At 70.7% G+C, this 11,941-nt stretch carries 8 protein-coding genes; 5 read left to right on the plus strand and 3 right to left on the minus strand.

The window, feature by feature from the left end:
- The first annotated feature begins 295 nt into the window (after positions 1-295).
- The 4 genes from lanKC to ACTWQI_RS19720 all read left to right on the plus strand — a co-directional run bounded on the left by lanKC (position 296) and on the right by ACTWQI_RS19720 (position 6,839).
- Positions 296-2,929, plus strand: a complete 2,634-nt coding sequence (gene lanKC / locus ACTWQI_RS19705; RefSeq protein WP_443272164.1) for a class III lanthionine synthetase LanKC — start codon at positions 296-298, stop codon at positions 2,927-2,929.
- 6 nt (positions 2,930-2,935) lie between these two features.
- Positions 2,936-3,064: a SapB/AmfS family lanthipeptide gene (locus ACTWQI_RS19710; protein WP_443272166.1), complete on the plus strand. Its 129-nt coding sequence runs from the start codon at positions 2,936-2,938 to the stop codon at positions 3,062-3,064.
- Between the two features lie 131 nt (positions 3,065-3,195).
- Entirely contained in the window at positions 3,196-4,932 is a 1,737-nt protein-coding gene (locus ACTWQI_RS19715) for an ABC transporter ATP-binding protein (protein ID WP_443272168.1), read from the plus strand.
- Positions 4,929-6,839 (plus strand): ATP-binding cassette domain-containing protein, encoded by a 1,911-nt coding sequence (locus tag ACTWQI_RS19720; RefSeq protein ID WP_443272170.1) that lies wholly within the window; start codon positions 4,929-4,931, stop codon positions 6,837-6,839. Before ACTWQI_RS19715 ends, ACTWQI_RS19720 begins: the two co-directional genes overlap by 4 nt.
- On the opposite strand, the gene ACTWQI_RS19725 is transcribed toward ACTWQI_RS19720, so the two are convergent.
- Together ACTWQI_RS19725 and ACTWQI_RS19730 are read right to left on the minus strand one after the other, a co-directional pair.
- Positions 6,729-7,331, minus strand: coding sequence for a response regulator transcription factor (locus tag ACTWQI_RS19725; protein ID WP_443272172.1), 603 nt, complete (start codon positions 7,329-7,331; stop codon positions 6,729-6,731). The two genes, ACTWQI_RS19720 and ACTWQI_RS19725, sit on opposite strands and share 111 nt — an antisense overlap.
- 181 nt (positions 7,332-7,512) lie before the next feature.
- The gene (locus ACTWQI_RS19730; protein WP_443272174.1) at positions 7,513-8,478 is read right to left on the minus strand and encodes a lysylphosphatidylglycerol synthase transmembrane domain-containing protein; all 966 of its coding nucleotides are present in this window, start codon (positions 8,476-8,478) and stop codon (positions 7,513-7,515) included.
- A 341-nt stretch (positions 8,479-8,819) separates the two neighbouring features.
- On the opposite strand from ACTWQI_RS19730, the gene ACTWQI_RS19735 reads away from it, so the two are divergent.
- Positions 8,820-10,541 carry a CocE/NonD family hydrolase gene (locus tag ACTWQI_RS19735; RefSeq protein ID WP_443272176.1) on the plus strand — a complete coding sequence of 574 codons (1,722 nt, stop codon included), beginning with the start codon at positions 8,820-8,822 and terminating at the stop codon, positions 10,539-10,541.
- Positions 10,542-10,683: 142 nt separating this feature from the next.
- Here the strand turns inward: ACTWQI_RS19735 and ACTWQI_RS19740 are convergent, their stop codons facing one another.
- Positions 10,684-11,919, minus strand: a complete 1,236-nt coding sequence (locus ACTWQI_RS19740) for a cytochrome P450 family protein (RefSeq protein ID WP_443272205.1) — start codon at positions 11,917-11,919, stop codon at positions 10,684-10,686.
- Between the last annotated feature and the right edge of the window lie 22 nt (positions 11,920-11,941).

Here is an 11,941-nt window from a genome sequence, read left to right on the forward strand (position 1 = left end):
GCCGGCATGGGCACGCTGGGTATCCGGAGTGTTACGGGATCATGGGCGCCGATGGTAGCCACGTCAAGCGCATACCGGTGCCGTGGACGCGCCGACGGGCGCCGTCAGGGGGTGCGTTCTTCACGTCCTGGGCGTGTGATTCCCACAATCGATGGGTGATATGCGGTGGTTGTCCCGTAGAGGTCATCCTGCAATGGTCGAAATAGATAGTGGACCTGGGGGACGCTGGGTTCTTGTGCAGGCCCGATGCGAGGGCCCGTCTCCGGGTTTGCCTGCACCCGGAGCGGAGGCTCAGGTGGATAAGCAGTACGAGGAGTTCTGCCTCGTCGATCCCCGCTTCTACGACGAGCCGGCACGGACACGTGGCGCGGACAGCGACTTCGAACTGGCGCGCTGTCCGGCCCCGGACACGTGGGTGCGGTCCGATATGGACGACTGGGTCGTCTACACCCCTGACGGCCTCGAGTCTCCCTCCCAGGGGTGGAAGATCCACGCCTCGGCGTGCCTCGACAATGCGGAAGAGATCCTGACCGCCGTGTGGGACTACTGCGTCCCCCGGCGGATTTCCTTCAAATTCCTCCGCAGCAAGGAAGTCCTGTTCCTCGCGAACTCGAAGTACGCATCCAGAGGGGCGAGCGGGAAGTTCATCGCGGTCTACCCGGTGGACGAGGCCCAGCTCGAGCGCGTGCTCAACGAATTGGGCCCCATCCTGCACGGGCAGCCCGGCCCGTACATCCTCAGCGACCTTCGCTGGGAGGCCGGCCCGCTGTACGTCAGGTACGGGGGCTTCGCCGAACGGTTCTGCGTCTCGCCCACGGGGAGGGTGGTGCTGGCGCTCGAGAACGAGTCCGGCCGACTCGTGCCGGACGTGCGCGGGCCGACGTTCCAGGTGCCCCCTTGGGTGACGCTGCCCAAATTCCTCGAGCCCCATCTCGCCGAGCGCGGGAGTACGACGGTCGCCGACCTGCCGTACCGCATCGACCGCGCGCTGCATTTCTCCAACGGTGGTGGCCTGTATGCCTGTGAGGACCTGCGGACCGGGGAGCGCGTAGTGCTCAAGGAGGCTCGGCCGTTCGCGGGGCTCACGCCCGACGGCAGGGATGCGGTCACCAGGCTGCGCCGCGAGCGGGAGACCCTGGAGCGGCTGCGCGGCCTCGACTGTGTGCCCGCGCTGTACGACCATTTCGTGCTGGGGGACCACCACTTCGTGGTCGAGGAGTTCGTCGAGGGAACGGAACTCGAATTCGCTTTCAGCGACCGGTACCCCCTCATATTCCCGGGAGAGGACGACGAGGCGTTGGCCGAACACACCTCCTGGGCGCTGGACGTGCAGCACCGGGTGGAGCAGGCGGTCGCCGCGGTGCACGAGCGGGGCGTGGTCCTCGGCGACGTGCACCCGCTGAACATCCTTGTCCGCCCGGACGGCCGGGTCGTGCTGATCGACTTCGAGGGCGCGGCGGACGTGGCGGACAGCCCGCACCAGACCCTCGCTGCGGCGGGGTTCCTCGCCCCGCGTGACATGACCGGATTCGCAGTCGACGACTACGCCCTGGCGTGCCTGAGGCTCCATCTGTTCATGCCGTTGACCACCTTGCTCGTGCTGGACGACAGCAAGGCGCGACAGGTCGCCAGGGAGGTTGCTCAGTCCTTCCCGGTCCCCCACGCGTTCCTGGATGAGGCGGTGCGGGTCATCACCAGGAGTGGTGGAGGGATGTCGGTGGGCGCCGACACCGAACCGCGGCTGGAACCCGACTACCGCGGTTGGGTGCGCGCCCGCGACTCCATGGCCGCCGCCATCCTGGCCAGCGCCACACCACAGCGGGAGGACCGGCTCTTCCCGGGCGACGTCGAGCAGTTCGCCACGCCGGGCGGTGGCCTGGGCATCGCATACGGTGCGGCAGGCGTGCTGTATGCGCTGGACGTGACCGGCGCCGGTCGCCATCCGGACCACGAGGAGTGGCTGGCGCGGCGGGCCCTGCACCCCCAGCCGGGCATGCGCCTCGGCTTCTACGACGGCATGCACGGCATCTCCTATGTGCTCGACCACCTCGGCCGCCGCGACGAGGCGATGAAGGTCCTCGGCATCTGCATGGACGAGAAGTGGCAGCAGCTGGGGCTCGACCTGAAGGGCGGCCTGGCGGGTATCGGCCTGAACCTGCTGCATTTCGCGGAGACCACCGGGGACCCTGCCTTCGACGATGCGGCCCTCCAGGCGGCGGACATCGTCGCCGACCGGCTCGGCCCGGCCGACGGCGTCCCGGAGGTCAGCGGCCTCGAGAACCCGTACGCCGGGCTGATGTCAGGCTCGGCAGGGCCCGCGCTGATGTTCCTCCGGCTCCACGAGCACACCGGCGACCCGGAGTACCTCGACCTGGCCGCCACGGCCCTCCGCCAGGACCTGCGACGGTGCATCGTTCGGGAAGACGGCGTGATGGAGGTCGACGAGGGTTGGCGGACCATGCCCTACCTCAACGAGGGCAGCGTGGGAATCGGCCTCGTCCTCCAGGACTACCTGGTACACCGCGACGACGACCAGTTCGCGCAGGCGGCGACGGCGATCCGCAGGGCGGCCGAGGCCCGGTTCTACGTCGAGCCGGGGCTCTTCGACGGCGTGGCCGGGATGATCCTCCACCACAGCCGCACGCACCCTCCCGGGACGGCCGCCGAGCGGGATCCCGTGGTTGCGGGCCACGTGCGCCGCCTGTCACGGCATGCGCTCACCCACCAGGGCCATCTCGTCTTCCCTGGCGAGCAGCTGCTGCGGCTCTCCATGGATCTGGCCACTGGCAGCGCCGGTGTAATGCTCGCCCTCGGCGCCGCCCTCCACGACGCCCCCGTGCATCTGCCGTTCCTGCCCGCCCTAGAACCGCTCGACGCGAGCTCCGAGCAACCGTCAGACCCCGTCCCCACGGAGTTGCAAAGGAGGTGAAACGACATGGCGCTCCTTGACCTGCAAGCGATGGACACTGGCACCGAGGAGAGGAACCGCAAACGCCCCAGCTCTAACAGCAAGAGCCACCACGGCGGTGGCGGGTTCAGCACTCTCAGCGTGCTTCTGTGCTGATGCGGTTCGTAACGGGGGATATGGGGAGGCGGGGACGCCTTAGTGCGTCCCCGTCCCGCCCGGATACCGATCCGGCGGTGGGGCGTGACCACCGCCGGAACCGCAGCCCATGACGCCATCGGGAGAAGCCCATGGACCGACGCGCGGCGGACTGCCTGCTGCTGGCGGCAGCTCGACGGGGCGGGGCCTGGGTGGGTGTCATGGTGGCCACGTCAGTGGTGCTCTCCGGCATTTACATCGTGCTGCCGACCGTCCTCGGCAAGACCGTCGACGCCGTGCTCGGCAGCCAGGACTCGGCACTGTGGCTGGCCCTGAGTGGCGCGCTGATCTTCATCCTGGTGGTCTCCGAAGCCCTGGACGACCTCGTGGGCGGGGTGGCCGAGGCCCGGTCCACCGCTTGGCTGCGGCACAGGCTGGTGAAGCACGTGCTCGCGCTGGGCACCCGTGCCACCCGACGATTCACCACCGGAGACCTGGTCAGCCGACTGGTGGGCAACACCGCCCGGACCGGGCAGGTCGCGTCGGGCCTGGTGTGGGCCGTCATGGAGCTCGTCCCCCCGGTCGGCGCAATCGTCGCACTGGCGCTCATCGACCCGTGGCTGTGCCTCACCTTCGTGGTGGGGCTGCCCATCCTGGTGCCCTTGGTCCGCGCTTTCGTCCGCGACGTCTCGGACATCAACGAGCGCTACTTCGCCACACAGGGCAAGATCGCCGCACGGCTCGTCGACGCCCTGATCGGAATCCGGACCATCGCCGCCGCGGGGACCGTGGAACGCGAGGCGCGACGCGTGCTCGCCCCGTTGCCGGAACTGCATCGGCAGGGGCTGGGGCTGTGGCGCACGTTCGCGCGGATCTCGGCGCGGGAAGATCTCGTCGTCCCTCTTCTGGAGGTCGCCGTGCTCGCGGTGGCCGGTCTCGAACTCGCGAACGGACGGATCACGCCGGGAGAGGTACTCGCAGCCAGCGGGTACGTGATACTGGCCACCGGCATCGGCTCGGTGGTGGCGACGATGAATCAGCTCGCCCAAGCCCGCGCGACAGCAGGGCGCGTCGCCGAGGTGCTCGCCGAACCACCCGTGAAGTACGGCCACGAGCTCCTTCCCGACGGCCCTGGGCGGCTGGAGTTCCGGGGTGTGACCGTGCGCGCATCGGGTGGCGCCGTCCTGGAGGGCCTTGACCTGGCCGTGCCGGGAGGCGCCCTGGTCGCCGTCGTCGGGCGCTCCGGGTCCGGCAAGTCGCTGCTAGCCGCACTGGCCGGTCGCCTGATCGACCCGGACGAGGGCGAGGTGCTGCTGGACGGCATGCCGCTGCGCCGCTTGGACCGTGGTGAGCTGCGGCGCGCGGTGGGCTATGGCTTCGAACGCCCCGTGCTGCTCGGCGAGACCTTCGCCGACGCGATCGGGTTCGGACCGCGGACACCGACCGCGGACGAACTGTCGGCACAGGCCATGGCAGCCCGGGCAGACACGTTCATCCGCCACATGCCTGCCGGGTACCACACCCGGCTCGCCGAGGCACCGATGTCCGGCGGAGAGGTGCAACGGGTCGGCCTGGCACGCGCGTTCGTACAGGCCGGACGGGTCCTCATCCTCGACGACGTCGCAGCCAGCCTCGACACTGTGACCGAGCACCACATCAGCCAGGTGCTCACCGGCGCGCTGGCCGACCGTACGCGCCTCATCGTGACGCACCGGGCCTCCACCGCCGCCGGGGCGGAGCTAGTCGTCTGGCTCGCCGATGGCGGCGTCCGCGCGCAGGGGCGGCACCACGAACTGTGGGCCGACCCCGACTACCGTGCCGCGTTCCAGTCGACTGCCCCTCAGGTCACGGCTCTGAAAGCCACTGCGGACGGAGGGGATGCGCGGTGAGCCGGCGGTCCGTCGAGATCCTGCGCTCCTCACTGCGGCGGCGCCGCCCGGAGTATCTGCGGCTCGTGGCCTGGTCGCTGGTACAGGCGGTGCCGACCTTCCTGTCCGGCTGGGTCGTGGCCCGGGCCGTTGACCAAGGCTTCCTCGCCGACCGGACCGCTGTCGGATTCTCCTGGTTGGGTCTGCTGGCGTGCGCCTTCCTCGTCGGAGCGTGGGGAACCCGGCACGCCTTCCTGGCTCTCGCCGCGCTCATCGAGCCGTTCCGGGACGAACTGGTCACCCTCGTGACAACCGGCACGCTGCACCGCTCCACCCTGCTGGGCCAACCGGCCGACACCGCCGGCGTGGCCCGCCTCACCGAGCACGTGGAGAGAGCCCGGGACGCGTATGGCGGGGTCGTCATGTTCGTGCAGAGCTTCGTCGTCACGGCGGTGAGTGTGGTGCTGGGCCTGGCCACCTTGGACCCCGCCCTGCTCGTCCTGGTCCTCCCACCGCTCCTTATCGGACTCGGGCTGTTCTTCGCAGCGCTCCGGGCGATGGCCGCCCGGCAGCGTGAGGTCATCATGGCGGACGAGCACATCGCCGAGACCGCGAGTTCGGTAACCGGCGGGCTGAGGGACGTGGTCGCCTGCGGCGCCGAGGAGCGCGTCCGTTCGCAGACGGGTGCCCAGGTCGACGCCGCCGCGCGGGCCGCACGGGCCCTGGCACGACTCACCGCGGTCCGGACCGCCGCCCTGGGAGTCGGCGGCTGGGTTCCCATCGCGCTGATCCTGGCCGGGGCACCCTGGCTGGTCCGCAACGGCGTGACGGCAGGAGCGATCCTGGGGGCGGTGACGTACGTGTCGACGGGCCTGAACCCGGCACTGCAGAACTTCGTTCAGGGACTCGGCGGCAGCGGGCTGTGGCTGGTGGTCACTGTTGGGCGGGTCGCGGAGGTGGCTGCGGAGCGGGAGGAGGTGCAGGGGACCAGAGGCGGGACCGAGATGCCTACGGCCGAAGAGCCACGGTCCGGGACGGCACGTGCGGCCGCCGGCTCGTCGTCGGGGCCGGCTCACCGGCGACGGTTGCCGCTCGGATCAGCCGTCGAGCTGCATCACGTCACGTTCGGCTACGCCCGGTCCGCGGAGCCGGTGATCGACGGCCTCGACCTCGTACTGCGCCCAGACGAGCACCTGGCCGTCGTCGGTCCCAGCGGTGTGGGCAAATCCACGCTCGCCGCACTGATCGCCGGGGTGCTGGAGCCGCAGGCGGGAGACGTGCGCCTCGGCGTCGTGCCTGTCCGGGAACTGCGTGCCGCAGTCGACGACGACCCCGAAGAATTGGCCCGGCACCGCGTGCTGATCCCCCAGGAGGCGTATGTCTTCGCCGGCACGTTGGGGGAGAACCTGACCTATCTCGCGCCCGATGCCACACCCGCAGAGGTGGACGCGGCGGTGCGCGCCGTCGGTGCGGGGCCGCTCGTTGAGCGTCTGGGCGGCTACGACGCCGCTCTCGACCCGCAGGAGCTCTCGGCCGGTGAACGCCAGCTGATCGCGCTGGCGCGGGCTCTCCTTCCGGGCGCACGGCTGGTGCTGCTGGACGAGGCCACCTGCCACCTCGACCCCGTGGCCGAGGCGGTCGCGGAGAAGGCCTTCACCAGCCGTCCGGGCACCCTGATCGTCTGCGCACACCGGATCAGCTCGGCCCTGCGGGCCGACCGGGTTCTCGTGCTGGACGGTACGCAGGCCCGCCTCGGCACCCACCAGGAACTGCTGGCCGACTCCGCCCTGTACCGCGATCTCGTCGGTCACTGGGAGTCAGAGCCAACCCGACTTCCGGGCGATCCGGATCGCGTCGATCCGGTTCCGCGCCTCGGCCTTGGTCGTGATGGCCGAGAGGTGATTGCGCACCGTACCCACCGAAAGTGACAGCCGTTCGGCGATCTCCCGGGTCGGCACGCCGTCGGCGGCGAGTCGCAGGACTTCTCGTTCCCTCGGAGTCAGCGGATTCTCCACCGCTTCGAATGCGAGCAGCGCGATCTCCGGGTCGATGAATCGCTGGCCCGCCACGACCTTGCGAACGCCCTCGACCAGCCGGTCCGACGGCGCGTTCTTCCCGACCAGGCCAGGCGGGTGGAGCGCCAGCACCCGTCGCAGGTACTCGGGGGTCGGTGAGCCGGTCACCAGCAGGGCCGGGCACTCCGGGAGCTGCGCACACAGCTCGCCCGCCTTCGTGAGCTCCCCCTGCGGGGAATCGACGTCGATCACGATCACGTCCGGGCGGTAGGACCGCGCCCGCGCGATGACCTGGCCATTGCCGCCGGGTTCCGCCACGACCTCGATGTCGTCCTCACGTGCGAGGAGGGCGGCGAGCGCGCCACGGATGAGACCGGTGTCCTCGACGAGAAGAACGCGGATCACTGTCGTCGCTCCCACCCGGCCGCGCAGGGCCTGCCGCCGTGCGTCCGTGGGCCTGTCCGGCCCGGTAGCTGCAATTATCTCCGCCCTATGGCCGCACGGGCTCCGTTGCACCCCCATCCGGGTGCCCCGTAGCACTCCCGGAAGTCGTACGGACGTGGGCCGACCAAGAGACACGTCGAGCTCATAGGACCTTGCGGCGCACGAGCGCGCCCAGCACCAGTGCGCCCGGCAGCAGCGGCAGCCACACCGTGATGAGGCGGTACGCCAGGACCGCCGCGGTGGCCACCGCGGCAGAGGTGCCGACGGTCATGAGCGCCACGACCAGCGCCGCGTCGAGGGAGCCGACGCCGCCCGGCGTCGGGACCGCGGCGGCCACGATCCCGGCCGCCAGATAGGCGACCGCCACGTGCATCACCGGAATCGCCAGATCCAGTGACCGGCCGACCGCCACCAATCCGGTGGCCTGCAGCGCGGGAAAGGCCAGCGACCCACCCCACAGAGCAAGGACGCGAGCCGGCCTGGTGTGCACCGAGCGCGCCTCGCTCAGCGCGATGCGCAGGTGGTTCCGGGCGACCCTGCGCAGCGGCCGTACGAAGGCGAGCGCGCACACCGTCCCGCCCGTGACCACCGCGCCCCCCGTGATCAGCGACGTCATGGCCCCCTCCGGGACGAGCCGGCCGAGTCGCAGGGCGTGCGGGAATGCGGCGAGGAGCGCCAGCAGCAGGGTGACTCGGCCTATCGCCTCCGCCAGCAGGTGCAGCGCGAGCGCGGCCGAGGAGCGGCCCGGCGGCAGTCCGCAGACCACCATGAAGCGCAGATTGACCGCCCCCGCGCCGACGGCGGACGGCAGCAGATTGTTGGCCGACGACGCGGCGAACTGCGTGGCCAGCAGCCGGAACGGGGGCAGGCGTTCGACCACCGCTCCCTGTCGGGCGAACGCGGCGGCGACCCACGTCAGAGCCGTGGCCACGACGGCCGCACCGAGCCAGGAGCGGTCGGCTGTCAGCAGCCGGAGGACGCCTTCCTCGACGATCCGCCAGGACAGGACGGCCCATACGGCTACGGCCACCACCGGGACAAGGCAGGCGATCTGACGCAGCGGAAGTCGTCGCCACCGGGCAGCCGTATCGGTCGTATCGGTCGTCATCGCGGTACAGGTTCGGCGGGCCGCGCCAATAGGAGGCGACGGGCGCACGGCGCAGGGGCGACGCCCAGGTGGCGGTGCGGCATTGATGTGCCCCGGCAACCCCGGTCGCGGCAAGGCCGGTTCTGATCGCTACTGGAGAGTAGTTTGGCCGATCGCCGTCTCACTCCGGCTGGTCCGGCCCGCCTACGCTGCGTTTCTCGCGCCGGATGGTGCTGGTGGAGGTCGACCGGCACGACGATCCGCAGCGGGGCGGGGGTCCGCAGCAATCCGCAGCAAAGCGACTGACCGCAGCGGCGGCGCGGTCCCTACCCAACGGTCTCTATCAAAGGGGGAAGCACCGAATGACGCGATCCCGCCGCACCGGCGGCCGACGCATCCATGGGCTGCGTACGACGAGTGCCGCGGTCGTCGCCGCGTTAGCCGTCGGCGGAGCGGCCACCGCGGCCCCGGCCGCCACCGCCGCTCCCGCAGCCGCTGCCGCAGAAGCGGTGCGGCCCGGCCCCGCGTCGCCGACGGCCGCAACCGCGACGACGACCCGGAACACGCCGGGACCGTCCTTCCGCACTGCCGACATACCGATGAAGGACGGCGTCGTCCTCAAGGCGAGCGTCTTCACCCCCGCCCACGGCACGCCCGGCGCCGACGCGAAGGGCCGCTACCCGGTGATCGTGCAGCCCGCCGCTTGGGCGCAGAACGACCTGGTGTACGTCGCCCAGGGCCGCCGCCTCGCCGCCGCCGGGTACGTCGTGGTCACGTACACCGTGCGCGGCTTCTGGCTCTCCGGCGGAGAGGTCGACGTGGCGGGCCCCAAGGACACGGCCGACATCACATCGGTCATCGACTGGACCCTCGCCCGTACCCCGGCCGACCCCGAGCGCCTCGGCATGAACGGTCTCTCCCTCGGCGGCGGCCTGGTCCTGCTGGCCGCCGCCGCCGACTCGCGGATCAAGGCCGTGGCCGCGCTGAGCGGTTGGGCCGACCTCGTCGACTCGCTCTACAGCGGAGAGACCCGGCACCTGCAGGCCGCTGCTCTGCTCGCCGCGGTCCAGGCGCCCACCGGACGACGCAGCGCCGAGTTCACCAGGATGCTGGGCAACCTGTTCGCCGACCGCGACCTGCCCGAGCTCGTCGCCTGGGCGAAGGTGCGGTCCCCGGTCGCGTACGTTGACCGGATCAATGCTCATCGCACGGCGGTGTTCCTCGCCAACGCCTGGGGAGACAGCATCTTCAACCCCGGCCAGATGACGGCCTTCTACGAGCGGCTGACCGGCCCCAAGCGGTTCGAACTCCGCCCGGGTGACCATGCCACCCAGGAGCTGACGGGCCTGCTGGGGGCGGACAACGAGACCTGGGACAGCGCACGAGCCTGGTTCGATCAGCATCTCAAGGGCGACGCCGGCAGCGGCGCCGGACGTCGGCCCGTAGAGCTGGAGGTGCGCGGCAGCGGCACGCGGGAGAGCCATCGGGACTGGCGGTCCGTCAGCACCCGCACCGAGCGGCTGGCCCTTGGCCGTGCGAACGCCGTCGGCACCGGAGCGCTCGGTGGCGCGCCCACGACCGGGTGGTGGACCTCGGTATCCGGTGGCAGGAACTCCGGCGCCGACGGCGGCGTCGCCGAACTGTCTGGGCTCCTCGACCAGGTGGCCGGCGTGCCGCCGGTGGTCATGGTCCCGCTGCTGCCCCGATCGGCCGGCGCGGTGTGGCAGTCGGAGCCGTACGGCACGGCACAGCGGATCCGCGGGACCGCGAAGCTGCACACCACCGTCACCTCGTCCGCGCCGCAGGGCACGGTGTTCGCGTATCTCTACGACGTGAACCCGCTCGGCGTGGGCAAGTTGATCTCGCATGCTCCGCAGAGCTGGAGCGGACGGACCCCGGAACGGGCCTTCCCCCTCGACGTCTCCCTCTTCGCCACCGCCTACGACCTCCCCGCGGGGCATCGCCTGGCAGTCGTCCTGGACACCAAGGACCCGCTGTACGGCAGCCGTACACCTCGAGGGAGCGAGGTGTCCTTCGGCTCGCTGGAGGGTGATCCGTCCGGGCTGTCCCTACCCCTGCGCTGACCAGCGGACGGATCGTCGTCGCAGCTGAAAACGGGAATGGCCGCCCCCACACAGGGACGGCCGCAGGTGCCTGCCCGGTGCGACGGGGGATGCACACCGGGCAGGCATGAACCTTTCTACCGTATGGAGCAGCCCTTGCGCATCACCTGTCCGTTCGCTTTCGCGATGACCAGCGGACTGGGAGCGAGATCAGGCCACGTGCACGGATCGAGGGACGCCACCGCAAGTCTTCGCGCTGGACCCCGAGGGAGAGGTCGGGGAAGCGGCTGAGCAGGGCGCTCAGCGCGATCTCCGTCTCCATACGGGCCAGCGGCGCACCGAGGCAGTAGTGAATGCCGTGGCCGAGTGCGAGGTGTCCGGACTGCGCGCGCCCCGGGTCCAGTCGGTCGGGGTCCGGAACATGGTCCGGATCTCGATTGGCGGAGCCGATGGAGAGCAGGACGGTCTCTCCGGCGGCCACCGTCACGCCACCGATCTCGACGTCCTCGACGGGGAATCGGCGGATCGCCAGCGGCCCGGGGCCGTCGTAGCGGACGAACTCCTCCACCGCAGCGGCGAGTCCGGCAGGGTCCTCCCGCAACTCCTTCATCAGTGGCGGGTGGTCGAGCAGGGCGAGCACGGCGTTGGCGATGAGATGGACCGTGTTCTCGTAGCCTGCGAAGAGGATGAGAAAGGCGAGTGAGGTCAGCTCGTCCTCGGTGAGCCGGTCGTTGCTGTCGTCGTCGCGCACGGCGATCAGATCCGAGAGCAGGTCGTCGCTGGGCTCGGCGCGCTTGCTCGCGATGAGTTCGGTGTAGAACCGCAGCATGCTGCCGACCGCTTCCTTCATCAGGTGCGGTCGGGCCGGGTCCGGGGTGATCAGGGCGTCGGACCAGGCGAGGAAGTCCGGCCGGTCTCGCTCGGGGACGCCGAGCAGGTCGCAGATCACCGTGATGGGCAGCGGGCCCGCGTACGCCGCGAGCAGGTCGGCGTGGCCATCGGGCTCGATCGCGTCCAGTAGCGCGTCTGCGATGCGCCGTACGGGCTCGCGCAGCTTCTCGACACGGCGGGGAGTGAACGCCTTCACCACCAGGCGGCGGACCCGGGTGTGATCCGGCGGGTCCATGTTGAGCAGGTTCGCCTCCAGGGCGGGCGGCAGCGAGAAGCCGCGGTAGTTGCCGGGGAGAGCGTTGCGCTTGTCCAGGGAGAGCCGTGGATCGGCGAGAGCTCGCCGGACGTCGTCGTAGCGCGTCACCAGCCAGGCGGGGCTTCCGTCGGGGCCGGCGATCCGGTGCACCGGCCCGGCCTGCCGCAGTCTGGCGTACGTGCCGTACGGGTCGGTGATCAGCGCGGACGTATCGAAGAGGGGCTGGGAGCCGGGCTCGGCGGGGTTCTCCATGAAGACCGACTCTAGACGTGGC

The sequence above is a fragment of the Streptomyces sp. KR80 genome, from assembly GCF_052245555.1.
Lineage (GTDB): Bacteria > Actinomycetota > Actinomycetes > Streptomycetales > Streptomycetaceae > Streptomyces.